Below are 25,450 nucleotides of genomic sequence, written 5' to 3' on the forward strand. Positions count from 1 at the left end.
GCGTTACAGGTGGCCAAGCAGTTTGCGCAGCGTCTCGGCCTCGCCCTCGGAAACGGACCCAATGAAGCGTGCCAGCACGGCCTCGCGGTCCGGCGCCGACCCCAGCACTTCATGCATCAGCTCAGCGGTGTGGTCCGCACGGCTGGACACTGCCTGGTACCGGTGCGGGCGGGTGCCGCGTTCGCGCTCCACCAGGCCCTTCTTTTCCAGCCGGGACAGCACGGTAAGAACGGTGGTCACGGCAAGTTCCTTGCCTTCATGGGCTGCCGTGCCGTCCTGTCCGGCCGACGTCTGCGCCAGCCGGTCCCGCAGGGTATTAGCGGTGGCTGCTCCCTGGCCCGCCCAGAGCAGATCCATCACTGCCCGTTCCAGTTCACCAAGACTAGCCATTGCACTTTTCCTTTGTTCCCCGCGCCACCGCGTCGAAGCGGCGGTGGCTGCATGCTTTGCTTCAACTACAAGTTCTAATTTACCCGGTTTTCACGAGACTTTCTACGTTGGGTAGAACAGTTCGCCTGCCGCCTCCCTTGCCTGCGGCTCCAGGGGAGTGGAAGCTGGTTTTTACACCGCTGCCGACGTTGTTCTACACTCGGTAGAAGTTCAGTTCTACAAAACGTAGAAGATCTGCATTCGCTGACACGAGGGGCCGCCTTGGACGCTATGGACGCGCTGGAAATCGCACGCTGGCAATTCGGCATCACCACCGTTTACCACTTCATGATGGTTCCGCTGACCATCGGCCTTGGCCTGGTCGTGGCCGTCATCCAGACCGCCTGGCACCGCACGGGCAACCCCGAATACCTACGGATGACCAAGTTCTGGGGCAAGCTGTTCCTCATCAACTTCATCATGGGCGTGGCCACCGGCATCGTCCAGGAGTTCCAGTTCGGCATGGCCTGGAGCGAGTACAGCCGGTTCGTGGGCGATGTTTTCGGCGCGCCGCTGGCGCTGGAGGCGCTCCTCGCCTTCTTCGTGGAATCCACGTTCCTGGGCTTGTGGATCTTCGGCTGGAAACAGCTCAAGCCGGGCATCCACCTGGCCTGCCTGTGGATTGCCGTCATCGGTTCCGTCTTCTCCGCTTACTTCATCATCGTGGCCAACAGCTGGATGCAGCACCCGGTGGGTGTGGAGATGATCGACGGCCGGCCCGTCATGACTGACGCCTGGGCCGTCTTCACCAACAACACCGCCCTCGTTGCAGTGCCCCACACGCTGTTCGGCGCACTGGCGGTGGCGGGCGGCTTCCTCCTCGGCATCGCCTGGTACCACCTGTGGCGGAGGCGGCGCGACGGCGTCGACACCGTGGGCGCCGACGGCAAGGTGGTCCCCGGCGAAGCAGCGGACATCCCCGGCCGTGACCTGAACGACCACAAGGTCTGGCTCCGGTCCCTGCGCATCGGCGCCGTGGTTGCCATGATTTCCTTCGCCGGCACAGCCCTCACCGGCGACCTCCAGGGCAAGCTGATGTTCGAGCAGCAGCCCATGAAGATGGCCGCGGCGGAAGCTGCCTGCCACGACGGCACCGGCTTCTCGGTCCTCAGCATCGGCAACATCGGCTCGCAGAACTGTGACGACATCGTGGCGCTGATCGAGGTTCCGGGCATCCTCTCCTACCTGGCCAAGGGGGACTTCACCACCGAAGTCCAGGGGGTCAACACCCTGCTGCCCGAATACCAGGAGAAGTACGGCACGAACCTGCCGGACAACCCGATCTACGGTGAACGCGCCGGGCAGGAGATCGACTACCTGCCGGTCATGGAGGTGACCTACTGGGGCTTCCGCATGATGATCGGCTTCGGCGGGCTTGCCGCCCTGGCAGCGCTGGTGGCGCTGTGGATCACCCGGAAGGGAACCGTTCCAGAGTCCCCGTGGCTCATGCGGCTGGCGGTCTTCGGCATCCTGGCCCCGTTCGGTGCCAATGCTGCCGGCTGGATCTTCACGGAAATGGGACGCCAGCCTTTTGTGGTGGCCCCCAATCCCGACCCCAGCGGCATCGACCAGGTGTTCATGTTCACCGCTGCCGCGGTTTCGCCGGGTGTGTCGGCGGGAGAGTTGCTGGCATCACTGGTAACGCTGACGGCGGTGTACGCGGTCCTGCTGGTGGTTGAGGTCAAGCTGCTGGTCAAGTACATCCGGGGCGGAGTAGTTTCCGCCATGCCGGAACTGGCGCACGCACCCGTGGACGAGAACGAGGACGCCACCCCGGGACCGGGCGGCCCAGGCGGCGGGAAACCCGCCGACGACGTCCTGGCCTTCGCCTACTAGCCCGATACCAAGCAGAGGAAACACAGAATGGAACTGCTCCCGACCATCTGGTTCATCGCCATCGCCGTGCTGTGGACCGGGTACCTCTTCCTTGAGGGCTTCGATCTCGGCGTCGGAATGCTCATGAAGCTTTTCGCCCGCAACAACACCGAACGCCGGGTCCTGCTCAACACCATCGGCCCGGTCTGGGACGGCAACGAGGTCTGGCTCCTGACCGCGGGCGGCGCCACCTTCGCTGCCTTCCCGCTCTGGTATGCCTCCCTGTTTTCGGCCCTTTACCTGCCGCTCCTAGTGGTGCTCGTTGCCCTGATCTTCCGCGCGGTGGCCTTCGAATACCGCGGCAAGGTGGACACCGAAGAGTGGCGTGCCCGCTGGGACTGGGCCATCGCCCTCGGTTCCTTCTTCGCCGCTTTCGGAGTGGGCGCCGCGCTGGCCCTCACCACCACCGGGCTTCCCCTGAATGCGAACGGCGACCGTGAGGGCGGTCCGCTGGCCTGGTTCAGCGGCTACGCCGTGCTGGGCGGGCTCGCCGTAGCGGGGTTCTCACTGCTGCATGCGCTGGCCTTCCTGGCCCTGAAGACCGACGGCGACGTCCGGCACCGGGCCCGCCAGTGGTTCGTGCGGCTGCTGCCGGTGCTGTTGCTGCCCATCGCCGCGTGGGCCCTCAGCATCCAGTTCCTCGACGGCAAGCCGTGGACCTGGGCCCTGGTCATCCTCGCCGTTGCCGCGGCGGCCGCAGCCTGGTTCCTGGCCCGCAAGGCAGCCGAAGGCAAGGCCTTCCTGGCCCTGGGCGCCTTCCTGGTACTCGGTACCGCGTCCATCTTCGCCGCAGTATTCCCCGTGGTGCTGCCCTCCACCCTGGACAGCGCCTTTGACCTGACCATTTCAAACGCTTCCTCCTCGGATTACACTCTTGGCCTTATGAGTGTCGTGGCCGCCTTCGGCCTCCCCCTGGTCATCGCCTACCAGGCCTGGACCTACTGGGTCTTCCGGCGGCGTGTCAGCGCGGCGCACATCCCGGAGGCGCACAGCTTCCTGCCGGCCATCGCCGCCAGGGCCTTCACCACGAAGGGCTGACATGCGGCCAAGTTTCCCGCCCGGTCCCGCCACCCGCTCCGCCCTCTACCTCCTGGGACTGCTGGCTGCGCTCAAGGCGTTGTCCCTTGTGCTCATAGGCCAGGCGGTGGCATCAGCCCTCGCCGGAATGGTGGCGGGGGACCCGGGCTGGGCCGGCGCGATTCCCCTGGGACTGGCCGGCGCGGTCCTGCGGTCCCTGACGGTCTGGGGACAAGCCGTTGCATCCCGCCGGGCCGCCCTTGGCATCAAGGAGGAGCTCCGCGCCGGGCTCCTTGAACGGGCTCTGCGCAACGGCGTACGGGAGACCGGACCGGCCGACGGCGGGCTCGCCGTTTTGGCAACCCGCGGCCTGGACGCCCTGGACAACTACTACACCCAGTTCCTGCCCGCGCTGGTGAACTGCGCCACGATTCCGCTGCTGCTGGGAGCGCGGATCCTTTTCGCCGACTGGCTCAGCGCAGTGGTGATTGTCCTGACGGTGCCGCTCGTGCCGTTGTTCATGGTGCTGATCGGCCGGTATACCGAGGACAGCGTCCGCGAGGCGCAGGCCTCCCTCGCAAGGCTCTCCGCCCACATGCTGGAGCTCGCCAAAGGCCTGCCCGTCCTGGTGGGACTCGGCCGGGCCACGGCGCAGCGCAAGGCGCTGGAGGAGATCTCGGAGGAATACCGCGCCCGCACCATGGGAACCCTGCGCACGGCCTTCCTGTCGGCCCTGGCGCTGGAACTGATCGCAACCATCTCCGTCGCTGTGGTGGCGGTGTTCATCGGTGTCCGCCTGGTGCACGGCGACATGCCGCTCGAAGCAGGCCTGCTTGCCCTGATCCTGGCGCCGGACTGCTATCTTCCGCTGCGGGAACTGGGCACCGCCCACCACGCCAGCGACGACGGCCGGGTTGCCCTCGCCGCAGCCGCCGCTGTCACGGATGCTCCCGAGCCCCGCCCGCTTCCTGCAGCCAAGGCAGGAAGGCCCGGGGCGCCGGTCACCGTCACGGACCTTGCCGTGAGCTACGGCGGAAGGTCAGGGCCCGCCGTCGGCCCGCTCACCTTCTCGGCACCCCAAGGCAGGATCACCGCCCTGGACGGCGCCAGCGGCGCAGGAAAGAGCACGGTCCTCGGCGTCCTGGCCGGGACCATCGGCGACGGCGCCGGCACCACGGTAACCGGCACGGTCCAGGGCCTGGACCGGACCGCCCTGGCCTGGGTGCCGCAACACCCCGCGATGCTCGCGGAAACCGTCCTGGATGAGGTGGTGCTCTACGTTTCCGGGGACATCCCTGGCGCCCGCGGCCATGCAGGCGCGGAAGCCGCCGCACGCGCCTGCCTGGACCGCGCTGCCGCCGGCCACCTGGCCCAACAGCACCCGGCGGAACTGAGCCCGGGCGAGCTGCGGAGGGTCGCCCTGGCCCGGGGGCTGGCGAAGATCGAGGCCGGAGCCACCGTCCTGCTGCTCGACGAGCCCACCGCGCACCTGGACGACGCCTCGGCGATGGCCGTCGAGGAGGCCATCAGGAAGCTCCGGGGCCGGGTGACGGTGATCCTGGTGGCACACAATGAACGCACCCGCAGCCTCGCGGACCACGTGGTGGCCGTGGGAGGGCCGGGCCGGACAGTCCCCGCCGCGGCGCACCCGGCGGATGCATTCCAGGCACGACCTGCTACCGCGGCCGGCTCCGCCGCCGGCGAAACGGCCGACGACTCAGCCGGCACGGCTGCCGGCGCCACAATCCCCGCCGCGCCCGAACCAGCAGACAGCCGCGCCACCGCCCGGCTGCTCGCAGTGCTCCTTGCGCCGGTGCGCGGCAAGTTCGCGGCCGCCGCGGTGGTGGGCACGCTGGCCGCAGTCTTCGCCGTGGCGCTGTCCGGCCTGTCCGGCTGGCTGATCATCCGGGCCAGCGGGCAGCCGCCCATCCTGTACCTGCTGACCGCCATCGTGGGGGTGCGGTTCTTCGGCATCGGGCGGGCGGTGCTCCGTTACTGGGAACGGCTCCTCCTGCATGATGCGGTGTTTGCCGCCCTCACCCGGCTCCGCGGACAGCTGTGGGAGTCGCTGAGCCGCAGGGCGCTCGCACTCCGCCGCCTGCTCCAGGGCGGCAACGTCCTGGGATCGGTGATTGACGACGTCGATACCGTCCGCGACCTCCTGCCCCGCGTTGTGCTGCCGCCCGTTACCGCCCTAGCCGTCTCCGCGCTGGCGCTGGCCACTACCGGCCTGCTGGTGCCGGCCGCGCTGCCGGCCGTCCTGGCCGCCGCCGCGGCCAGCCTGTTCATGGCGCCGGCCGTGGCATTGTGGGCTGACCGGAAATCTGCCAGCGCCGAACAGGTTCTGAGGTCCGGAGTGCTGCGGCGCATTTCCGCAGCCCTTGATGCCAGGGCCGAGCTGCACGCCAACGGCGTTGCCTTCGCTGTCCTTGCAGGACTGCGGGCGCAGGACCGCAATGCGACCCGGGCGTCCCGGCGCTCGGCCTGGGCGGACGGACTGGGCCACGCCATCACCACCGCTTCGTGCTGCGCCGCGGCTTTCGCTGCCGCCTTGCTGGCGGCTCCCGCGGTGTTCGAGGGCCGCCTCGAGCCCGCCACTGCGGCGGTGGTGGTGCTGCTGCTCCTCGCGCTCGTGGAACCTTACGCGGCGATGACGACGGCGGTACGCCAGTTCCTGGCGCTCCGGACGGTCATGCGGCGCGTCGCCGCCTCGGGCGCGCTGGACCGCGCCGCCCCCGATTCCGTGGGCAGCGCTGCGGACGGCCTGCAGGAGGTGCCGCCCCGGCACAACTGTGCTCCCGGCGTCGAACTCGAAAACCTTGCCGCGGCCTGGCCGGGCGGTTCGCCGGTGTTTGCCGGGCTGGACGCGGTTGCGGAACCGGGGCGTTGGCTGGCAGTCACCGGGCCCTCGGGCTCCGGAAAGTCCACCCTGCTCTCGGTCCTGCTGGGCTTCCTTCCGGCCGCCGCGGGGACTGCCCGGGTGACCGGCCGGGCCGCGTGGTGCCCGCAGGAGGCCCACCTCTTTGACTCGACCATCCGCGGCAACCTGCTGCTGGGCAAGCGTTCCTCCGGGGACCGGGCTGCCGGCGGCGACGCCGAACTTCGGGATGTGCTTGCGTCCGTTGGGCTGTCCGGCCTGGTGGAGGGGCTGCCGGCGGGCCTGGACACCCGGATCGGTCCCGGCGGTGCGTTCCTGAGCGGAGGGGAGCGCCAGCGCCTGGCGGTGGCCCGCACGCTGATGACGGGCGCGGAGGTGATCCTGTTGGACGAGCCGACGGCCCACCTGGATGCGGAATCGGCACAGGACATGCTGGCGGACCTGCGCGCGGGGCTGCGGAACCGCACTGTGGTGCTGGTGACCCACAACCCCGCTGACATCGCCCCCGGCGACGCCCGCCTGGTGCTGGCCGCCGGGTCAGGGAACACAGGACGCGCACCCGCGCCTGCGTATGCCCGGACCCGTGCCTCGACGGCGTATGCGCTTACCGCGGCAGAGGGGGATCAGCCGTCCACGTCGTGAAGGTGATGGACGACGTCGTGCAGGAAGTACTGGGCGAGGGTCAGGACGGTGAATTCAGAACCGTTGCTGCGCAGCCCTTTCCGTCCCCACTCAGCTTCGCGGACGCCGGCAAAGGACTCCGCCACCTGCTTGCCCTCTGCGGCCAGTTCAGCGCTCACCACGGCGGGATCGGCGTTGGCGTAGTCCTTGTCCAGCGCTGTCCGGTCCTGGTCCCAGTTCTCGAACCGGGCGTCGTCCGAATCCAGCATGAGGTTCAGCCTCTGGTCAAAGAGGCTGAAGACGTCCCGGACGTGGCAGGCGTACTCCAGCGCCGACCAGGTGTGCTCGTTCGGGCGCTCGGCGGCGTCCGGCCTGCGCAGGACGGCCCGCCAGCGGGGGAGCATGTTTTCGATGGTCCCGGGGACCGTTGACGGCGTGACCGTGGAAGCGTCAAAAGAGCATTCCGGGCAGGGACGGGTCAGGACCCAGGTCCAGTCCTTCTCATCAGGAACGATAGGCATGGAAGCAGTCTAGGCTGGATCAGGCAGTCTGGGCGGGATCAGGCCAGGCCATGGCGGGACCCACCACATCCACCGGCTGGGAGAGCGGGACGCCGGATCCGTCACGCCGGCCATGCTCCTGCGGCAGGGACCTGGCGACCCCGGCTGCCGAGGACGCCTTGGCCGGGCCGTGGCCTGCCCAGGCGAGCAGCAGCGTGTCCTCGCCCTTCAGGAAGCGGTGGGCCCGCACTCCGGCCGTCGCACGCCCCTTCACCGGATACTCGGAGAACGCGGTCACCTTGGCTGTGCCGGGGGCGGTGCCGGGAAGCGCGCCGGTGGTTCCCGCGATGGTCACCACAACGGCGGCCTCGTCCTTGGGCTGGATGGCGCCGAAGTACAGTACACGGTCCCCGGACGCCAGCTTGATGCCTGCCATGCCGCCGGCCGTACGGCCCTGCGGCCGCACGCTTGCGGCACCAAACTTCAGCAGCTGCGCCTGGCTGGTCAGGAACACCAGCTCGGCATCATCGGCTCCCGCAGGCACCACGTTGACCACAAAGTCCTTGTCCTTCAGGGAAATGACGTCCCAGTCTTCCCGGTTCAGCGGATAGTCCGGCTGCACCCGCTTCACCACTCCCTGGGCAGTGCCAATGGCCAGCACTTCGTCCAGCGGGACGAACGCCACCAGGGTCTCCCCCTTCAGGAGGGTCAGGAAATCCTTGGCGGGAACCCCGCCGGCGAGGTTCGGCAGGCCCGAGACCGGGGGCAGGACCGGCATGTCCATCACCTGGAGGCGCAGCATGCGCCCCTGTGAGGTGACCGCAGCGATTTCGCCCCGCGCCGAGGTCTTGACCACGGACGTGTATACATCGTGCTTGGCCCGGGGGCCGGCCTCCGCCAGCGGCTCCTGGTTGCTGGTGCGGGCCACCTGCCCGGACGCGGTCAGGATTGCCCAGCAGGGGTCGTCGGCGATTTCCAGGGCCAGCGGCGCGGCCTTGCCCTTCTTTCCCGCGGCCAGGGCGAGGTCGGCGGCAACGGTGGGGGCCACAGCCTCTGATTCCAGCAGGACAGTCCGCCGCGGCGTGCCGTGCTCTTCGGCGATGGCGCCCAGTTCGTCGGACACCAGCGTGCGCAGCCGTTCCTCTGAGCCCAGGATGGCCTCCAGCTCCGCGATCTCGCGGCGGAGCTCGTCCTGTTCCTTCTCGAGCTCGATCCGGGAGTACTTGGTCAGCTGGCGGAGGCGCAGTTCCAGGATGTAGTTCGCCTGGATTTCCGTGAGGTCGTAGATGGACATCAGCCGGGCCCGGGCGGCGGCGGCCTCATCCGAGGACCGGATGATCTGGATGACTTCGTCGATGTCCACAATGGCGATGAGGAGGCCCTCCACCAGGTGGAGGCGGTCCTTTTTCTTTCCCAGCCGGAAGACGGTCCGGCGGCGCACCACGTCGATCCGGTGGTTCACGTAGACGGTGAGCAGCTGCACCAGGCCCAGGGTCTGCGGCTGCCCGTCCACCAGGGTGACATTGTTGATGCCGAAGGAGTCCTCCATCGGCGAGTAGCGGTAGAGCTGCTGGAGGACGGCGTTGGGGTTGAAGCCGTTCTTCAGTTCGATGACCAGCCGCAGGCCGTGCTTCCGGTCCGTCAGGTCGACGATGTCGCTGATGCCGGTCAGCTTCTTGGCATTGACGGCGTCCTTGATCTTCTCGATGACCTTCTCCGGGCCCACCATGTAGGGGAGCTCGGTGACCACCAGGCCGGTCCGCCGCGCGGAAAGCTGCTCGATCTCCACCTTGGCCCGGGTCTTGAAGGACCCTCGCCCGGTGGCGTAGGCGTCGCGGATGCCGTCCAGGCCCACGATGCGCCCGCCGCTGGGCAGGTCCGGGCCGGGCACGAAGCGCATGATGTCATCCAGCGTCGCGTCCGGGTTGGCAATCAGGTGCCGCGCGGCCGCGATGACCTCCACGAGGTTGTGCGGGGCCATGTTGGTGGCCATGCCGACGGCGATGCCGGTGGCACCGTTGACCAGCAGGTTGGGGAACGCTGCCGGCAGGACGTCCGGCTGGGTCAGCTGGTTGTCGTAGTTGGGGACAAAGTCCACCACGTCTTCATCGAGGTGGTCGGTGAGGGTGAGGGCGGCGGCGGCCAGCCGTGCCTCCGTATACCGCGGAGCCGCAGGGCCGTCGTCGAGCGAGCCGAAGTTGCCGTGCCCGTCAATGAGGGGCAGCCGCAGCGAGAAGTCCTGCGCCATGCGCACCATGGCGTCGTAGATGGCGGTATCGCCGTGCGGGTGCAGCTTTCCCATGACCTCGCCCACCACGCGCGCGCTCTTCACGTGGCCGCGGTCGGGGCGCAGGCCCATATCGCTCATCATGTAGAGGATGCGGCGCTGCACCGGCTTGAGCCCGTCGCGGGCGTCGGGAAGGGCCCGCGAGTAAATCACCGAATACGCGTACTCCAGGAAGGACCCCTCCATTTCGGAGGTGACATCGATGTCCACGATGTTCTCCGTGTAGGGGGTGCTGTCTTCCACGGTGGGGGCTGGGCTTTGGCGGCGGGCCATGGGTGGGTAAATCCTTCTGGAGTGCTGTGCAAACGGTTTATTGTGCGCGAGCGGCGGTGCTGCGGGAGTTTTTGGCTAGGCTAAGCCTATGGTGGATCAGCCCGTGGACGGCGAATATCCGGAACATTGGGAAGCCGATGTCGTCCTGCGCGACGGCGGAACCGCGCATCTGCGGCCAATCCATCCCTCGGACTCGGACGCCGTCCAGGCATTCCATATGGGACAGTCGCAGAATTCAATCTACATGCGCTTCTTCGCGTTCAAGGCCAGGCTCTCCAGCAAGGAGCTCAAGCGGTTCACCGAGGTGGATTACCGGGACCGGGTGGCGTTCGTCATCACCATCGGCGGTGAAATCGTCGGCATCGGCCGGTATGACCGGCTCGACGACCCCGCCGAGGCGGAAGTGGCGTTCAACATCGCGGACGCCCACCAGGGGAGGGGCATTGGTTCCATCCTGCTGGAACACCTTGCCGCCGCCGCCCACGAAAACGGCATCCGCCGCTTCAGCGCCGAAGTGCTGCCGGAGAACCGCAAGATGCTGATGGTCTTTTCCGATGCCGGGTATGACGTCAAACGGCATTTTGACGACGGCGTCGTGAGCCTGGAGTTCAACATCGACCCCACCGAGAGGTCCCGGGCGGTGATGGAATCCCGTGAGCACCGCGCAGAGGCGAGGAGCGTCCGCGACCTGCTGACGCCGTCGTCCGTTGCCGTCATCGGTGCCAGCCGAAAATGGGGGACCGTGGGGTACCAGCTGCTGGAGCACATCATCGAGGGCGGCTTCCGCGGCAGCGTGTACGCCATCAACCCCGAGGCGCTGGAACTGGCGGGCATGATGTCCTTCGGCAGGCTCTCCGAAGTCCCCGAGCCCGTCCAGCTTGCGGTGGTGGCCGTCCCCTACGAGGAAGTCGCCGCCGTCGTGGCCGACTGCGCCGCGGCCGGGGTGAAGGGACTGGTGGTTGCTTCGGCAGGCTTCGCGGACGACGGCGAACGCGGCCTCGCGAGGCAGCGGGACCTCGTGCGGCAGGCCCGGGCCAACGGCATGCGGGTGATAGGACCGGCGTCCCTGGGAATTGTGAACACCCACCCCGACGTGTCGCTGAACGCTTCCATGGCGCCCGCGATGCCGCTGCGGGGCAGCCTGGGGCTGTTCTCCCAGTCGGCCGCCATCGGCGTCTCGCTCTATGCCGCCTCCAGCAGGCGCCGGCTGGGCCTGTCCACCTTCCTCTCCGCCGGCAACCGCGCCGATGTTTCCGGCAACGACATGATGCAGTACTGGGAGGACGACGCCGACACCTCGGCAGTCGGCCTGTACCTGGAATCCATCGGCAACCCGCGCAAGTTCTCCCGGCTGGCCCGCCGGCTGGCGCGCATCAAGCCGGTGATCGTGGCCAAGTCCGACGCCATGGGGCTGCGCCTGCCGCCCGGGCACGCCGTCCGCACCACCCAGGCGCCGGCGGGCGCCCTGGACGCCATGCTGCGCCAGTCCGGCGTCATCCGGGTGGAAACCATAGAGCAGCTGGTGGATGTTGCCCAGGTCGTCTCCGGCCAGCCGCTCCCGGCCGGGCCCGGCCTGGCCATCTTCAGCAACTCCCAGGCGCTGGGCAAGGTGGTGGCAGACAGTGCCGCCTCGCACGGCCTGGGCATTGGCCAGGTAGTGGCCGGGGTGGACCTCGACGCCGGCCAGTCGGTGGCCCTTCCCGCCCTGCGTTCGGCCCTGCTCGCGGCGCTGGAGTCTGACGCCGTCCACGCAGCCGTCGCTGCCCTGCTTCCGGCCCGCGGGCTCACCGTGGACAGCATCGCCGAGGTGCTGGCCGAATGCTCCGTGAAGTCCGGAAAGCCCGTGGTGGCCGCGTTCACGGGGATCCTGGATCCCTCTGTCTACGTTGAGGGGATGGTGGGGGCCGGGGAGCGCGCCGTGCCCTGCTTTTCCAACCCCGGCGCCGCCGTGGCCGCGCTCGCGGCCGTGGTGCGGTATGCCGGGTGGGTCTCCCGCGACCATGGACACTTCGTTGAACCCGAAGGCTGCGATCCCCAGGCCGCCCGGGCAGAACTTGAGGCCCACCTCCGGGACGTAAAAGGCGAGCAGCTCAAACAGCTGGACCCGGCGGCCACGCGTTCCCTCCTGGGCCACTACGGCATCACCGTACTGCCCTCTGCCGGTTTTGACAGCCCCGACGAGGCGGTGGAGGCCGCGGAGGCCCTCGGCTGGCCGGTAGCGCTGAAAACCACCGACCCCTCCCTGCGCCACCGGCTGGACCTCGGGGGAGTGCGGCTGGACATCCAGGACGCCGAGTCCCTGCGCCTGAACGTGCTGCAGATGCGCCGCACCCTGTCCCGTTACGGCGACCCCGCCCTGGAAGTGCAGACCATGGCGCCCGTTGGACAGGCCTGCACGTTCCGGGCCATCGAGGACCCGCTCCTGGGGCCGGTCATCTCCTTCGGCCTGGCGGGCGACGCCGTCAACCTGCTGGACGACTGGGCCCACCGGGTGCCGCCCCTGTCCGCGGCGGACGTGCACGATTTCATCCGCGGACCGCGGGCGGCCCGGAAGCTGTTCGGCTACCAGGGCCTGCCCGCAGTGGACGTCGCCGCACTCGAGGACCTTGCCGGCAGGCTCGCGTGGCTGAAGGACAGCCACCCCGAGATCGCGCTGCTGGAATTCAATCCGGTGCTTTGCGGCGCCTCCGGGGCGGTTATCCTGGCGGCGGACGTCCGGATCGGCAACGCGGCCCAGCGCACGGACAGCGCCCGCCGGGCCATGCTCGGCTGACGCGGTTAGCAATGTGACCGGCCCATCTGTGAAAATGGGGGAATGAGCTCACAGCCTCCCGCGTCGGCGCCCGAAACGCCCGGCAATGAAAACCAGGCAGTCCGCCACAGCTCACATAACCACGGTGCCCAGGGCCAAAGCCTGGACGGCGCACTGCAGAAGGCCGGTTTCTACCCGCGCCTTGTTGCCGACGTGGTGGACGACGCCCTGGACGGCCGCGACTGTGTTGCCCACCTGGTGCACCTGGAAACCCACTTTGACCGGGCCGAGGTCCGGCGCCACATCACCGTTCTGGTGCTGACCGCGGACATGCTGGTGATTACCCACGTGGACGACCAGCAGCTGGACGAGGCCGGTGAACAGATCGTGGCCCAAATTTCCACGGAATCCGTCCCCGTGGCGCAGATCCGCTCCGTGGTGCTCAGCTACATGTACGCCCAGCCGCAGAACTACAAGCCATCGGATCCCGTGCGCGAGGTGACGCTGTCCATCGCCTGGTCCGGCGGCCAGCGGCTGGACATGGGCCCTGCCAGCTGCGGGGATCCCCAGTGCGAAGCCGACCACGGCTACAGCGGCACCATTGCGCAGGAAGACATCGTCCTCCGGATCAGCGCTGAGGCAGACGGGCTGCAGGCAGTCCAGGACGCCAAGTTGTTTGCCCGCGCGCTGCGCGCGGTCAACACGGGCTCCGCCGCCCCGGTGCCGCACATCCAGTCCCTCCCTCCGCGTCCGCGTCCGGGCGTGTTCGGCAACCGGCTGAGCCGCGGGCACCAGCAGCGCTGAGATGCCGGAAGAACGCCGCCTGACCATCCCCGCCCCAGTTACCCCGCCGCATGCCGCTCCAGTCCAGGCCGGCCGGACGGCCGACCTTCCGCCCGCCCCCGCCTACGGCCGGCGCTCCGTCGCGGATGTGCTGACCAGTGCCGCGGCCAGCCTGGGCCTCGATGGCTTCACCAATACGCTTGGCCTTCCTGCCGCGTCGCGTGTCTGCGTCGTGGTGGCCGACGGCCTGGGCCGGAACCTCCTGAAGCAGAAGTCCGCGCACACACCCTTCCTCAGGTCGGTCATCCAGGCCGGTCAGGGGGAAGTTCCCGTGTGGCTGGATTCGGCATTCCCCTCAACGACGGCCGCCGCGCTGGCAAGTTTCGGTACCGGGCTGCCCCCCGGCCAGCACGGCATGGTGGGCTACGACGTGCTTGACCCGGAGCAGGACAAAGTGGTCAACATGCTCGGCAACTGGGACGCCGGGGTGGACCCCCTCGCCTGGCAGCCGTTCCCCACCGTGCTGGAACGGGCTGCAGGCCAGGCCGCCGTCACCACGGTCAGCCTTCCCCAGTTCGGCGATTCGCCCATGACCAGGGCTGCCCTGCGCGGCGGGACCTTCGTGGCCGGCACCACTTCCCACGCCCGGACTGAGGCCGCCGCCGAAGCCCTCGCCGTCCCCGGCCCGGCCCTGTTGTACTTCTACCTCAACGAGCTGGACAAGGCCGGGCACCGCTACGGCTGCCAGTCCGAATCCTGGGAGCACCAGCTTGAGGAGCTGGATGCCACCATGAAGCGGTTGAATGCCTCCCTGCCTGCCGGCACCACCATCCTGCTGACCGCGGACCACGGCATGCTGGATGTGCCGGAACAACAGCGCATCGACTTTTCAGCCGACCCGGCGCTGGTGGAAGGCGTCCGGCACACCGCCGGCGAACCGCGCATGGTGCACCTCTACCTGGAAACCGGAGCGGACGGCACAGGGCCCGACGCCGGCACACGCGAAAGGCTTCTCGCAGCCTGGCGCACCCGCTTCGGTACCCGCATCTGGGCCTTCACCAGGGAGGACGCCATTGCGGCGGGGCTCTTCGGCCCGGTTCGGCCCGCCGTCGAGGGCAGGATCGGCGACGTGATGATTGCAGCCCGCGATGAGCTGGCACTGTATGACACAAGGCGCGTCCGCCCCACGGCGATGGAAGTCGTGGGCCAGCACGGATCCCTGACCAAGGCTGAGCGGGAGGTCCCGCTGCTGTGCTTCACGGCAGGCGGCAGGAGCGTCCGCCGTGGCTGAACTCGTCTTCTTTTCGGGCACCATGGACTGCGGCAAATCCACCCTCGCGCTGCAGATGGATCACAACCACCGTGCCCGGGGCCGGGGCGGTGTGCGCTTCAGCCGCAACGACCGTGCCGGCGCATCCCGCATCTCCAGCCGGCTCGGCCTCGAAACCGACGCAGTGGAGGTGGCGGACGGCACGGACTTCTGGGAGGAAGTCATGCTGCGGCGCACCCAGGGCCAGCGCGTGGACTACCTGATTTGCGATGAGGCGCAGTTCTATACGCCGGAGCAGGTGGAACAGCTGGCGAAGGTCGTGGACGAGATCGACGTCGACGTTTTTGCCTTCGGTATTACCGCCGACTTCCGCACCAGGCTCTTCCCCGGTTCGCAGCGGCTGATCGAATTGGCGGACCGGGTGCAGGTTTTACAGGTGGAGGCACTGTGCTGGTGCGGCCGCCGGGCTACGCACAATGCAAGGACGGTGGACGGCGTCATGGTCACCGAAGGCGCCCAGGTAGTGGTGGGTGACGTCGACATGGCCGTTGACGGATCAGCGGCTCCGGCCGCAGGCCGCATTCCCGTGGTGGGCTACGAAACCCTCTGCCGGCGCCACTTCATGCGGCGGGTCACGGCCCATGGTGCCAACCTCATGGCTGAGCAGGACCAGCTGCTGCCGTTCGAGGTGGATGCGTGCCTGTGGCGCGGCACCGGCGGAACCGGGGCAGGCGCCTAAGCGTTCGGTGTCCGGCCGGCGCGCAGGCCGTGTACCTAGTCTCCGCGGGTCCCGAAGACTATCTCGTCCCAGGACGGAACGCTGGAGCGCTTGGGCCTCGAGGGCTGCCTTTCCGGTGCGCCCGTTTCCGGGAGCTGGCCGGTGGCAGGGGAGTTATCGTCAGTGCGCGGCGCCGGCCGGCGCGGGTTTCCGCCCAGCAGTTCGTCCAGTCCTGCTCCGCTGCCTGAGGCGCCGGTGCCGCGTGCCGCGTCAGGATCCGCTGAACCGGAGGGGCGCTGGGGGGAGGCCACGATTGTTATCTCCCGGGTGTCTGTACTGACACCGTTGTGCAGCCGGAGGTTGTCTTCCACCGGGTCCGCGTGCGGGGGGATGAGGCTCAGCCGGGAAAGCATCGACGGGCGGGCATCCCGGCGCCGGATGAAGGAATCACCCTGGGCAGCGGGGGCACTGCCGGCATCTTCCTCCGGCTCTGCCTCCTGTTCGTCTGCTTCCGGCGTGACCTCGGAGGGCCGGGGATGGGCAGCCGGCACGCCGTGCGTGAGGAGCAGGGCCAGGGCGTCGTCGGAATCCTCATCCACGCCAAGCCGCTGGCCCCGGCGTGAGCGCAGCATGTCCAGGAGGCCGTCGGATTCCTTTTCCTTGCCCGGCGCGTGGCCGGCATTGCCTGCCTGGCTTCCGGGAACGGCGTCGGCATCGGTCTCAAAGTCAAAGGGCCGGTCGGAAACGGCCGACAGCCGGCGGGCAGGAACGGGCCCGTCCAGGGGCTCCAGTTCGCTCAGTTGCTGGGCCCAGCGGTTGGCGTTCTGCAGCGACTTCCGTGCCGGGCTGAAGGTCCACAGTGCCGGGGGCTCCTCGCCTATGCCCGGAGTGGTGCCGTTCTTGGCTTCGAAAGTGGCCGAGACAGTCCAGGTCCCATCCTGGCGACGCCAGGAATCCCACTCCACCGTGGCCGGGTCGATGCCATGGGCGGCGAGCCGGTGCCCCACCATGTCATTCAGCGTGGCAGGGTTGTCGCCGAACGCGGACCGGTAGACGTCATGGCCGGGGGAAGGCGAGGCCACTTCCACTTTGCGGGCCTGCTGGGCCACGTACTCCCGTTCAGCAAGGACCGGCCCCTCATACCGTTCAACCTTGGCCAGCGGAAGCCCGGAAAGCTCGGCGACGTCGGCCGCAGTGGCACCGGCGCGTATCCGCGCCTGGATGTCCCGCGGGGACATCGGAACAGCTGGCCGCTCGGCCCGCGGCTTAACCGCAGGCCGGCTGGCCGTTCTCAGCGCTTCGTCGATCGGCAGCTGGAACATCTCGCCGCCGGCCCCGCTCAACAGGAGGTGAGTCCCGTCGTCGTGTACGCCTACAAGCCGTAGATCCTGCATACAAATCCTCCACCCTGGCATTACTATCACTCGAAACTTTGCCACCCGGGGGACGGGTTTTCCGTCAAGGGGCAGGGCGCGCCGCGATTTTCCGGGACAACGCTCGCAAATCCTCCGCCAGGCCCGGCCTTCACCGGGCACCAACCCCGCGCATCCCGCGTTATGAAGGGTGTTGTCCCAGACAATCGCACAGGAAGAAGGCCAGGGCCACGATGTCCACCGATTACGATGCGCCGCGCAAGTCCGAGGAAGACGCCACCGCGGACTCGCTGGAAGAGCTGAAGACGCGCCGGTCTGACAAACCGGTTGCGGTGGTGGATGAGGACGAAAGCGAGCTTGCCGCCGGCTTTGAACTGCCGGGCGCGGACCTCTCCGGCGAGGAGCTGGTGGTCCAGGTGGTTCCGGCCCAGGCTGACGAATTCACCTGCTCCTCGTGCTTCCTGGTACGGCACCGCTCCCAGATCGCCAGGGAGAAGGACGGCCGGTTCTACTGCAGGGACTGTGAGGGCTGAAGGGCTGCCGCCAGTTTGTCCGGGCGGCGGGTGGACGCCAGCCAGTACGGCGTCGGATCCGAGGGATCGGTGATGCCGATCTTGACGACGGGATCGATCCAGCCCCGGATGCAAAGGTAGGCCAGGCCGTTCAGCCGGGTGCCGCGTTCCGCCGTCGCTTCTTCACCGCGGAAGGGCTGGGCGGCACCCACGAAGCGGCGTTCAATGGTGGCCCGCCCCACGGTCAGGGTGTTTTCCGTGACCAGGATGGTGGGGGTGGAAAGGATCAGGAGGATGGCGATAATCGTGAAGAGAACCACCGCAGCCGTGTAGCCCGCAGCCGCGCTGATAGGTGCAAACACCAGGATTCCTGCACCTGAGATGCCCGCTGCGATGATCCAGATCCAGGCATTGGGCCACAGCTTTTCCCGGTAGACCACTGCGGCTTCGGATGATGGTGTGCCGGGAACGGGCGCGGCGGAACTGGATTCGGGCATGACGCAAGCTTTCCATCTTTCCCTGGCTATTTCATCCCGGCCGCTTCTGTCCCGGCGCCGGCGGCACCTTCCCCGCAGCACGGTGCCTGCCCCCGGCAGGTGCCTGCGCCTAGGTGCGCGCGGCGGGCGCGGGTTAGAGTGAGTGACTGTGACTGATCATTCCGCAGCCGTAGACACCTTCACCGCAGAACCTGCCGGCCTGGCGCCGTCGGCCACAGCCCCCACACTGCAGGTCCAGCTGAAGATGCTGGATCCAGGCCTCGAGGCGCCCTCCTACGCGCACCCGGGCGACGCCGGCGCTGACCTTCGTGCCAGGGAGGACGTTGTCCTGCAGCCGGGGGAGCGCAGGCTGGTTCCCACGGGAGTGGCAATTGCCCTCCCTGACGGCTTCGTCGCCCTGATCCATCCGCGGTCGGGGCTTGCCACCAAACACGGGCTGACCATTGTCAACGCCCCCGGAACGGTGGATGCCGGATACCGGGGGGAAATAGCCGTCACCCTGCTGAACACCGACGCGAGCCAGTCCATTGAGCTGCACCGCGGCGATAGAATTGCGCAAATGGTTATCCAGCGTGTGGAGCACGCGCAGTTCATCCCCGTCAATGAATTGAGCGGGTCCGTGCGCGGTACGGGAGGCTTCGGATCCACCGGCGGTTTCAACCCGCCGGGGGCCTAAAGAACGATTTCCGTTCCCGCAGTATTGCTGCCGGGCGCGTACAGCAGGACGGCGGGACCCCAACGGGCCGGACCGGCACATTTCACAACTAAGGAGACACCCCCATGGTCTTTGGGCTCGGCAGGAAAGCCAAGAAGGAACAGACAGCCGAACCGGACGACTCCCTGACCGCCGCGGAGGCTTCGGCCGACGCGGCGACCGCCACGGGCATCCGGGCAAACGGCCCGCTTGATGAATCCGAAATCACCAGCCGCGACGGCTACGTGGATCTGGGCGCGCTGCTGATCACGCCCAGCGAGGGTCTCCAGCTGCGCCTCGAGGTCGAGGAAGCCACCCAGCGCGTCGTGGCGGTCACGCTGGACCTCAATGGCTCCAGCCTGCAGCTGCAGGCTTTCGCCGCTCCCAAGACCGAGGGCCTGTGGGACGAGATCCGCGAGCAGATCGGCCAGTCCGTGGGTGCGCAGGGTGGCCAGGTGGAAGAGATCGACGGCAGCTTTGGAACCGAACTCGTGGCCAAGTTGCCTGCGGGGCTGCCTGACGGCAGCCAGGGCTATCGCGTGGCCCGCTTTGTGGGCGTTGATGGTCCGCGCTGGTTCCTTCGCGGAGTCCTGGGCGGACCGGCGGCCCTTGAACGTGAAGCGGCCGAGCCGCTGGAGGCGCTGTTCCGGCAGGTTGTGGTGATCCGCGGGGGCAGCCCCATGCCGCCCCGTGACCTGCTGCAGCTGCGCCTGCCCAAGGACACGGCCACCACGCCTCCTCCGCCTGCCCCCGCTCTTGGGGAACCGGAACGTGGTCCGGAAACCACACAGATTGGCTGACGCGGCCCCCGGGGACGGGCTCCAGCCCCGCCCTGACGTTCTCTCCCTGGACGAGCTTCCGGACAAGGGCCGCGTCGTCTGCCAGGGACGCATTGAATCGGTGACGTACCTCCCGGCGGACCAGGCACCTGCGTTCACCGCCATTGTTTCCGACGCCGAGCCGGGCCGGGCCGAACCAGGCAGGAGAGTCTCCGGCCAGGCCGGCCAGTCCAAGGCACATGGCAGGCTCCGGGTTGTATGGCTGGGGCGCCGCCGCGTGCCGGGCATCGAAGCCGGCGCCCGGCTCCGGCTTGAAGGAATGCTTTCCCGCAGCCAAGGCCTGCCCACCATGTTCAACCCACGCTACGAAATACTGTCCCGCCAGGAGAACGAATGACCGAGCCCCAGCCCGACCCGTCCTCCGGGCCCCCAAACCACGGCACCCCTGAGCGTGCTGGAAGGCAGGGACCGGCCCGGGAGCCGTCACCGGTGGCCGGCCTTGCGGCGGAGTACGCGGCCAAGGCCGGGCTGCACCGGACACACGACGGCCGGGTGGACGTCCTGCGCAGCGCCGGCGGTGTCCAGGGCATTGCCGAAAGCATCGTGCCCGGGCTTATGTTCCTGGTGGCCTTCACCATCACCAGGGAGCTGACGCTGTCCCTGGTGGCGGCACTGGCTTCCGCCGCGGTGTTCACCGTGGTCCGGCTGGTCCAGCGGCGCCCGCTCACCCAGGCGCTGGCCGGTGTGGTGGGCGTAGGCATCTCGGCCTGGCTCGCAAACAGCACCGGCAAGGCGGAGGACTTCTACCTCCCCGGTTTCTTCACCAACGCCGGCTACATCCTGGCGATGGTGCTGTCCATCTTCCTCAAATGGCCGGTGGCCGGCCTGCTCTTCGGATTCATCCGGAACGAGGGCCTTGACTGGCGCAAGGACGCGGTTCGGGTCAGGGCCTACCAGCTTGGCACCTGGATCATCGTTGCGGTCCTGGCGCTTCGGCTCGTGGTGCAGGTTCCGCTCTACCTCATGGGTCCGGACGGGCTTGCCGCGCTGGCCACCACCCGGCTGATCATGGGCGCGCCCCTGTACATCCTGGGTGTCTGGATTGCCTGGCTGGTGACCCGGCCGGCCGCCGTCGACGCCGGCACGGACTCCAACGGGGAGGACGCGGGCCTGAAAGCCTGACGCATTGACGGCCGGATCGTCCTAGCCGTCGAAGCCGTCGTCCTCGGGCGCCTGCTGGGCGGCCCTGGCGCCGGCCGGCAGCGGAGCGTCCGCCTCGCCGGCCGTATCAAGGGCATCAGGCGCCAGCAGGGCGCGCAGGTGGTCCTCAGCTGCAATGGTGGTGACGAAGAACAACTCGTCTCCGCCGTCGATCACGTCGTCCCGGCTCGGCGTGATGGGTGCATGATCACGCAGGATGGCCACGAGGGTTGAATCCTCCGGCCACCGGATGTCGCCGACCGTCTGGCCGATCACGTGCGAGTCGTGCGGCACGGTGAACTCCACGAGGGAAGAAACGCCGGTCTGAAGGGTGAGCAGCCGGACCAGGTCGCCGATCTCCACGGCTTCCTCGACGAGGGCGGTCATGAGCTGCGGAGTGTTGACGGCGACGTCAACGCCCCAGGAATCGTTGAACATCCAGTCGTTCTTGGGGTTGTTCACCCGCCCCACGGTGCGGCCCACCCCGAATTCGGTCTTGGCCAGCAGGGAAACCACCAGGTTGACCTTGTCATCGCCGGTGGCTGACACCACCACGTCTGCGTCTTCCACTTTGGCTCCCTGCAGCGTGCTCAGCTCACAGGCGTCGCCCACGAGCCAGTGTGCGCCGCGGAGGCCGCTGCGTCCAATGACCTCCGGCTTGAGGTCGATCAGGAGGATCTCATGCTTGTGCGCCAGCAGTTCCCTGGCGATGGACGAGCCGACGCTGCCGGCACCCACAATCACGACTTTCACTGGTACTCCTTGGCGGGTGCTTTGGCGAGGATATGGGCTACCTGGGCGCTGCGGTCAACCTGCAGCATCGCGTGCACGGTATCGCCGTCCTGGTAGGCGGTGGCAGCGTCCGGCAGGAGTCCCTCACCAAAACGGGTCAGGTAGGCCACCCGGATAGCGGCGGCTTTCTCAATGGTGCTCACCCGTTGTCCGATCCAGCTGGCGTCGAGATCGAGTTCGGCGAGCACCAGCCGTCCGGACGGCTCCCGGAAATCGCCTGCGAGGTGCTGTTCGGGCAGGATACGCCGCAGTACCTGGTCCGCGCTCCAGCGCACGGCCGCAACGGTGGGAATCCCAAGGCGCTGGTAAATCTCGGCACGGCCGGGATCATAGATGCGGGCCACAACGTGGGGGACGTGGAACGTTTCCCTGGCCACCCGGGTGGCCAGGATGTTGGAGTTGTCGCCGCTGGAAACGGCGGCGAACGCGTACGCTTCAGCCACGCCGGCCTGTTTCAGGGTGTCCCGGTCGAAGCCGACGCCCGTGACTTTGCGTCCGGTGAATCCTTGCCGGAGCCTGCGGAAGGCGCGGTCGTCCTGGTCGATGATGGCCACGGAATGCCCGGCGTCCTCCAGCGTGTGCGCCAGCGTTGCCCCTACCCGGCCACATCCCATGATCACGAAATGCGCCACGGTCTCTCCTCTGTATTCCTGTCAAGGTCCTGCTGCTAGAACTCTACCGCCAGCGTGCCGGCTCCCGTTGTCCCCGGTCCGTCATGACATCGTCCGGGAATCAGACTAGCTTTGTGGGGTGTTGACAATATTGAACGCCGTCAAGCGTGTGCTGGTGGGCCGGCCATTTCGAAATGACCGGCTGGCCCATACGCTGCTTCCCAAGCGGATCGCACTTCCGGTCTTCGCCTCCGACGCACTTTCCTCCGTAGCCTATGCCCCGGACGAGATCCTGCTGACGCTGGCGCTGGCGGGCGTCAGTGCGGTGGCGTTCTCGCCGTGGGTGGGCGTGGCGGTGATGGTGGTCCTGCTGACGGTGGTGGCCTCCTACCGGCAGAACGTGCACGCCTATCCTTCCGGCGGCGGCGACTACGAGATCGCCGGTGAGAACCTGGGCAGGTACGCAGGCCTCACCGTGGCCTCTGCGCTGCTGGTTGACTACGTCCTGACCGTCGCGGTGTCCATCTCCTCCGCCGCCACGTACCTCACCACCGCCGTCCCGTCGCTGCACGGCAACCAGGCCGCAATAGCCACTGTCGGCGTCGTCATCCTTGCCCTGGTGAACCTGCGCGGAATCAAAGAGGCCGGCACCCTCTTCGCCATCCCCACCTACATTTTTATGGCATCCATCCTGGGCATGACGGCGGTGGGACTGTTCCAGGCGGCAACCGGGCAGCTGGGCCAGGCGCCCTCCGCTGCCTTCACGATCGTCCCGGCCCCCGGTTTCGACGAGGGCCTTGTGGGCCTCGCCGGCGCCTTCCTGCTGCTGCGGGCCTTTTCCTCGGGCGCCGCGGCGCTCACCGGCGTCGAAGCCATCAGCAACGGAGTGCCCAACTTCCGCCCGCCGAAGAGCAAGAACGCCGCCACCACCCTGCTGCTGCTGGGCGTCATCGGCGCCACCATGCTGGCGGGCATCATCTACCTGGCCAACGCCACCAAGGTGCACATCGTCCTGGACCCGGCCACCGAGTTCCTGCTCAACGGCAACCCCCTGCCGGAGGGGTACATCCAGAACCCTGCCATCAGCCAGATCGCCCAGACCATCTTCGGCCCGGGATCCATACCGTTCTACATCGTGGTGGCGGCCACCGGCGTGATCCTGGTGTTTGCCGCCAACACCGCCTTCAACGGCTTTCCGGTGCTGGGCTCCATCCTCGCCCAGGACGGCTACCTGCCGCGGCAGCTGCGCACCAGGGGTGACAGGCTGGCCTTCAGCAATGGCGTCCTGGCCCTCGCCGCAGGCGCCCTGGTACTGATCATCGCCTTCAACGCGGACGTCACCAAGCTCATCCAGCTCTACATCGTGGGTGTCTTCATCTCGTTCACCGCCAGCCAGCTGGGGATGATCCGGCACTGGGGGCGGCAGCTCAAGCTGGCCAAGGACAAGGCAGTCCGGCGCCGGATGGCCAAGTCCCGCGTCATCAACAGCATCGGCTTCGGCATGACGGCCACGGTCCTGGTCATCGTGCTGGTCACCAAATTCGAGCAGGGCGCCTGGATTGCCCTGCTCGCCATGGTCATCCTGTTCCTCATCATGTGGAGCATCAGGGCGCACTACGACAACGTGGCCAGGGAACTGGCCGTGGACGAGGACTCTTCGCCGCGCGCCCTTCCCACCAGGGTGCACGCCGTCCTGCTGGTGTCCCATGTGCGCAAGCCCGTGCTGCGGGCGCTGGCGTACGCCAGGGCCTCCCGGCCGTCCCGGCTTGATGCGGTGACAGTGGACATCGATGCCGAAGAAACCGCGCAGACCGTGGCTGACTGGGAAAAGCTTGAGATTCCGGTGCCGCTGACCGTGCTGGCCAGTCCGTACCGGGAGACGGTCACGCCCATCATGGAGTACGTCAAACACATGCGGAAGGATTCTCCCCGCGACCTGATCGTGGTCTACATCCCCGAATACGTTGTGGGCAAGTGGTGGGAGCAGCTGGTCCACAACCAGACTGCCCTGCGCATCAAGACCCGGCTGCACTTTGAACCCGGCGTCATGGTGGCGAGCGTCCCCTGGCAGTTGAAATCATCCGAAGAAGCGAAAAACCTGCAGGACGTCCAATAATGGCAAACACCGAAACACAGCCGCCCCTGACCGGAGAAGCAGGCAGGGAAGTAGTGCTCGACGTCGGCCCGGTGGCCCACGGCGGCCACTGCGTTGCCAGGCACGAGGGCCGGGTGATTTTCGTCAGGCACGGCATTCCGGGGGAAAAGGTGCGGGTGCGCCTGACGGATGCGGAGGAAAAGGCCAAATTCTGGCGGGCGGACGTCGTCGAGGTCCTTGAAGCCTCTCCGGACCGCGCGGACCATTTCTGGCACCTGGCCGACTCAGCGCGGGCCTGGAGCCACGGTCACCCCCCGGTGGGCGGAGCCGAGTTCGGCCACATCACCCTTGCCCGCCAGCGCAGCCTCAAAGCGGAAGTGCTTGCCGAACAGCTCAGGCGGCTCGCCGGCGTCGACCAGCTGCCCGCGGGCGCCGGGAGCGTGGAAGCCGTGGGCGGAACGGCCGACGGCGGGGACGGCCTTGGGTGGCGCACGCGCGCGGGCTTTTCGGTCACCCCCGGCGGCAAGCTGGGCATGCACGCACACCGTTCCACGCACATCGTTCCGGTCCGGGAGATGCCGCTCGCTTCGGAGGCAATCAACAACCTGCGCCTCTGGGACATCGATTTGCAGGGCATCGAGCGCGTGGAAGTGGCAGCCCCGGCCAACGGTTCCCGTCCGCTGGTGCTGCTGGCGCCAGGTCCGGGAACCAAGCCCAAGCGGCTTAGCGCCATCGCAGCCCAGTTGCCCGGCGAGGTGTCCGTAGCCACTTTCGACCCCGCTACCGAGGCCGTGCAGCAGCTTCGCGGCCGCACGTGGGTGCAGGAATCAGCGGCCGGGCACGACTACCGGGTCACCGGCGCAGGGTTCTGGCAGATCCACCGCGACGCGCCCGGGACCCTTGTGGGGGCTGTCACAGAATTCCTCCGCGGCGGGGGCTTCCTCCACCCCGGGGCCGTTGTTGCCGACCTCTACGCGGGGGCCGGGCTCTTCACCGCAGTCCTGGCTGACGCGGTGGGGGAGACAGGGTCCGTCCTGTCCGTGGAAGGTGCCGCCGGAACCAGCCGGGATGCACGGAAGAACCTGCACGGAGCGCCCCAGGTGGAGATCGTCCAGGGCAGGGTGGAGCGCGTGCTCCGCCAGAAACCGCGGAGTTTTGACGCCCTGGTCCTGGACCCGCCACGGGCGGGGGCAGGGAAGGCAGTGGTGAGCCAGCTTGTTGAGGCCAGCCCCCGCGCCATTGCCTACGTGTCCTGTGATCCGGCGTCGTTCGCCCGGGACGTGGGGTACTTCCGCCAGGCGGGATGGGGGCTGTCAGGCCTCCGGGCCTTCGATCTCTACCCCCATACCCACCACCTGGAGACTGTGGCGCTGCTGGCGCCCCTTCCGTGATGCCACTGCCGTTTTCGACTACGATGGCCGTAGTAGTCCCACGTCGCGCTCCGTAATCACGGCCGGCCGTGTGCAATTTTCGGGCCCGAAACTAATTAGGGCT

21 protein-coding genes are annotated in these 25,450 nt (G+C 68.0%); 14 read left to right on the plus strand and 7 right to left on the minus strand.

Annotated features, from left to right (window positions below; all coding sequences use genetic code 11):
* Positions 1 to 3: 3 nt before the first annotated feature.
* Positions 4 to 390: a BlaI/MecI/CopY family transcriptional regulator gene (locus PV768_RS15035; protein ID WP_157238481.1), complete on the minus strand. Its 387-nt coding sequence runs from the start codon at positions 388 to 390 to the stop codon at positions 4 to 6.
* Between the two features lie 270 nt (positions 391 to 660).
* Here PV768_RS15035 and PV768_RS15040 point away from each other — a divergent pair, with 270 nt between their 5' ends.
* From PV768_RS15040 to cydD, 3 genes are read left to right on the plus strand one after another with little or no spacing between them, the layout of a single operon-like run.
* Complete coding sequence (locus PV768_RS15040) at positions 661 to 2,265, plus strand: cytochrome ubiquinol oxidase subunit I (protein ID WP_321216241.1); 1,605 nt, start codon at positions 661 to 663, stop codon at positions 2,263 to 2,265.
* Between the two features lie 27 nt (positions 2,266 to 2,292).
* Complete coding sequence (gene cydB, locus PV768_RS15045) at positions 2,293 to 3,342, plus strand: cytochrome d ubiquinol oxidase subunit II (RefSeq protein ID WP_157238480.1); 1,050 nt, start codon at positions 2,293 to 2,295, stop codon at positions 3,340 to 3,342.
* Position 3,343: 1 nt separating this feature from the next.
* A complete protein-coding gene (cydD, locus tag PV768_RS15050; RefSeq protein WP_421093428.1) occupies positions 3,344 to 6,841 on the plus strand; it encodes a thiol reductant ABC exporter subunit CydD in 3,498 nt (1,165 codons plus the stop codon).
* Here cydD and PV768_RS15055 read toward each other — a convergent pair.
* Positions 6,823 to 7,341 carry a DinB family protein gene (locus tag PV768_RS15055; protein ID WP_104997551.1) on the minus strand — a complete coding sequence of 173 codons (519 nt, stop codon included), beginning with the start codon at positions 7,339 to 7,341 and terminating at the stop codon, positions 6,823 to 6,825. The two genes, cydD and PV768_RS15055, sit on opposite strands and share 19 nt — an antisense overlap.
* Before the next feature lie 19 nt (positions 7,342 to 7,360).
* Complete coding sequence (locus PV768_RS15060) at positions 7,361 to 9,880, minus strand: DNA topoisomerase IV subunit A (protein WP_321215955.1); 2,520 nt, start codon at positions 9,878 to 9,880, stop codon at positions 7,361 to 7,363.
* An 88-nt stretch (positions 9,881 to 9,968) separates the two neighbouring features.
* On the opposite strand from PV768_RS15060, the gene PV768_RS15065 reads away from it, so the two are divergent.
* Genes PV768_RS15065 through PV768_RS15080 form a run of 4 tightly spaced genes read left to right on the plus strand, consistent with a single transcriptional unit; the run spans position 9,969 to position 15,424 of the window.
* Entirely contained in the window at positions 9,969 to 12,653 is a 2,685-nt protein-coding gene (locus tag PV768_RS15065) for a GNAT family N-acetyltransferase (RefSeq protein ID WP_421093429.1), read from the plus strand.
* Positions 12,654 to 12,695: 42 nt separating this feature from the next.
* The gene (locus PV768_RS15070; RefSeq protein WP_157238476.1) at positions 12,696 to 13,436 is read left to right on the plus strand and encodes a DUF5998 family protein; all 741 of its coding nucleotides are present in this window, start codon (positions 12,696 to 12,698) and stop codon (positions 13,434 to 13,436) included.
* A 1-nt stretch (position 13,437) separates the two neighbouring features.
* The gene (locus tag PV768_RS15075; protein WP_421093430.1) at positions 13,438 to 14,706 is read left to right on the plus strand and encodes an alkaline phosphatase family protein; all 1,269 of its coding nucleotides are present in this window, start codon (positions 13,438 to 13,440) and stop codon (positions 14,704 to 14,706) included.
* Positions 14,699 to 15,424 carry a thymidine kinase gene (locus tag PV768_RS15080; protein ID WP_321215958.1) on the plus strand — a complete coding sequence of 242 codons (726 nt, stop codon included), beginning with the start codon at positions 14,699 to 14,701 and terminating at the stop codon, positions 15,422 to 15,424. The genes PV768_RS15075 and PV768_RS15080 overlap by 8 nt, the downstream gene beginning before the upstream one ends.
* A 35-nt stretch (positions 15,425 to 15,459) precedes the next feature.
* Here PV768_RS15080 and sepH read toward each other — a convergent pair whose 3' ends face one another.
* Positions 15,460 to 16,797 (minus strand): septation protein SepH, encoded by a 1,338-nt coding sequence (sepH, locus tag PV768_RS15085; RefSeq protein WP_157238475.1) that lies wholly within the window; start codon positions 16,795 to 16,797, stop codon positions 15,460 to 15,462.
* A 212-nt stretch (positions 16,798 to 17,009) separates the two neighbouring features.
* Here sepH and PV768_RS15090 point away from each other — a divergent pair, with 212 nt between their 5' ends.
* On the plus strand, positions 17,010 to 17,309 hold the full coding sequence (locus PV768_RS15090; protein ID WP_157238474.1) for a DUF4193 domain-containing protein: 300 nt from the start codon (positions 17,010 to 17,012) through the stop codon (positions 17,307 to 17,309).
* Here the strand turns inward: PV768_RS15090 and PV768_RS15095 are convergent.
* Positions 17,285 to 17,785 carry a DUF3093 domain-containing protein gene (locus PV768_RS15095; protein ID WP_157238473.1) on the minus strand — a complete coding sequence of 167 codons (501 nt, stop codon included), beginning with the start codon at positions 17,783 to 17,785 and terminating at the stop codon, positions 17,285 to 17,287. The two genes, PV768_RS15090 and PV768_RS15095, sit on opposite strands and share 25 nt — an antisense overlap.
* A 148-nt stretch (positions 17,786 to 17,933) precedes the next feature.
* Here PV768_RS15095 and dut point away from each other — a divergent pair, with 148 nt between their 5' ends.
* From dut to PV768_RS15115, 4 genes are all read left to right on the plus strand, one after another.
* Positions 17,934 to 18,461, plus strand: a complete 528-nt coding sequence (dut, locus tag PV768_RS15100; protein WP_421093431.1) for a dUTP diphosphatase — start codon at positions 17,934 to 17,936, stop codon at positions 18,459 to 18,461.
* A 104-nt stretch (positions 18,462 to 18,565) separates the two neighbouring features.
* Positions 18,566 to 19,279 (plus strand): DUF3710 domain-containing protein, encoded by a 714-nt coding sequence (locus PV768_RS15105; protein WP_157238472.1) that lies wholly within the window; start codon positions 18,566 to 18,568, stop codon positions 19,277 to 19,279.
* On the plus strand, positions 19,272 to 19,655 hold the full coding sequence (locus tag PV768_RS15110) for a hypothetical protein (protein ID WP_231754784.1): 384 nt from the start codon (positions 19,272 to 19,274) through the stop codon (positions 19,653 to 19,655). The genes PV768_RS15105 and PV768_RS15110 overlap by 8 nt, the downstream gene beginning before the upstream one ends.
* The gene (locus tag PV768_RS15115) at positions 19,652 to 20,440 is read left to right on the plus strand and encodes a DUF3159 domain-containing protein (RefSeq protein ID WP_421093432.1); all 789 of its coding nucleotides are present in this window, start codon (positions 19,652 to 19,654) and stop codon (positions 20,438 to 20,440) included. Before PV768_RS15110 ends, PV768_RS15115 begins: the two co-directional genes overlap by 4 nt.
* 21 nt (positions 20,441 to 20,461) lie before the next feature.
* Here PV768_RS15115 and PV768_RS15120 read toward each other — a convergent pair whose 3' ends face one another.
* Positions 20,462 to 21,211 carry a potassium channel family protein gene (locus PV768_RS15120; RefSeq protein WP_421093433.1) on the minus strand — a complete coding sequence of 250 codons (750 nt, stop codon included), beginning with the start codon at positions 21,209 to 21,211 and terminating at the stop codon, positions 20,462 to 20,464.
* Positions 21,208 to 21,882 (minus strand): potassium channel family protein, encoded by a 675-nt coding sequence (locus PV768_RS15125; RefSeq protein ID WP_104997563.1) that lies wholly within the window; start codon positions 21,880 to 21,882, stop codon positions 21,208 to 21,210. The genes PV768_RS15120 and PV768_RS15125 overlap by 4 nt, the downstream gene beginning before the upstream one ends.
* A gap of 118 nt (positions 21,883 to 22,000) precedes the next feature.
* Here PV768_RS15125 and PV768_RS15130 point away from each other — a divergent pair, with 118 nt between their 5' ends.
* On the plus strand, positions 22,001 to 23,977 hold the full coding sequence (locus tag PV768_RS15130) for an APC family permease (RefSeq protein ID WP_321215962.1): 1,977 nt from the start codon (positions 22,001 to 22,003) through the stop codon (positions 23,975 to 23,977).
* Entirely contained in the window at positions 23,977 to 25,347 is a 1,371-nt protein-coding gene (locus PV768_RS15135; RefSeq protein ID WP_421093434.1) for a class I SAM-dependent RNA methyltransferase, read from the plus strand. The genes PV768_RS15130 and PV768_RS15135 overlap by 1 nt, the downstream gene beginning before the upstream one ends.
* Positions 25,348 to 25,450: the final 103 nt, after the last annotated feature.

The organism is Pseudarthrobacter sp. CC4 (genome assembly GCF_048957775.1).
GTDB lineage: Bacteria > Actinomycetota > Actinomycetes > Actinomycetales > Micrococcaceae > Arthrobacter.

Coding starts and splice junctions, on each gene's coding strand:
- PV768_RS15075 (WP_421093430.1), top strand. CDS start 13,438: ATGCCGGAAGAACGCCGCCTGACCATCCCCGCCCCAGTTACCCCGCCG.
- sepH (WP_157238475.1), bottom strand. CDS start 16,797: ATGCAGGATCTACGGCTTGTAGGCGTACACGACGACGGGACTCACCTC.
- PV768_RS15065 (WP_421093429.1), top strand. CDS start 9,969: ATGGTGGATCAGCCCGTGGACGGCGAATATCCGGAACATTGGGAAGCC.
- PV768_RS15070 (WP_157238476.1), top strand. CDS start 12,696: ATGAGCTCACAGCCTCCCGCGTCGGCGCCCGAAACGCCCGGCAATGAA.
- PV768_RS15035 (WP_157238481.1), bottom strand. CDS start 390: ATGGCTAGTCTTGGTGAACTGGAACGGGCAGTGATGGATCTGCTCTGG.
- PV768_RS15115 (WP_421093432.1), top strand. CDS start 19,652: ATGACCGAGCCCCAGCCCGACCCGTCCTCCGGGCCCCCAAACCACGGC.
- PV768_RS15055 (WP_104997551.1), bottom strand. CDS start 7,341: ATGCCTATCGTTCCTGATGAGAAGGACTGGACCTGGGTCCTGACCCGT.
- PV768_RS15060 (WP_321215955.1), bottom strand. CDS start 9,880: ATGGCCCGCCGCCAAAGCCCAGCCCCCACCGTGGAAGACAGCACCCCC.
- PV768_RS15095 (WP_157238473.1), bottom strand. CDS start 17,785: ATGCCCGAATCCAGTTCCGCCGCGCCCGTTCCCGGCACACCATCATCC.
- PV768_RS15105 (WP_157238472.1), top strand. CDS start 18,566: ATGGTCTTTGGGCTCGGCAGGAAAGCCAAGAAGGAACAGACAGCCGAA.
- cydD (WP_421093428.1), top strand. CDS start 3,344: ATGCGGCCAAGTTTCCCGCCCGGTCCCGCCACCCGCTCCGCCCTCTAC.
- PV768_RS15040 (WP_321216241.1), top strand. CDS start 661: ATGGACGCGCTGGAAATCGCACGCTGGCAATTCGGCATCACCACCGTT.
- cydB (WP_157238480.1), top strand. CDS start 2,293: ATGGAACTGCTCCCGACCATCTGGTTCATCGCCATCGCCGTGCTGTGG.
- PV768_RS15135 (WP_421093434.1), top strand. CDS start 23,977: ATGGCAAACACCGAAACACAGCCGCCCCTGACCGGAGAAGCAGGCAGG.
- PV768_RS15090 (WP_157238474.1), top strand. CDS start 17,010: ATGTCCACCGATTACGATGCGCCGCGCAAGTCCGAGGAAGACGCCACC.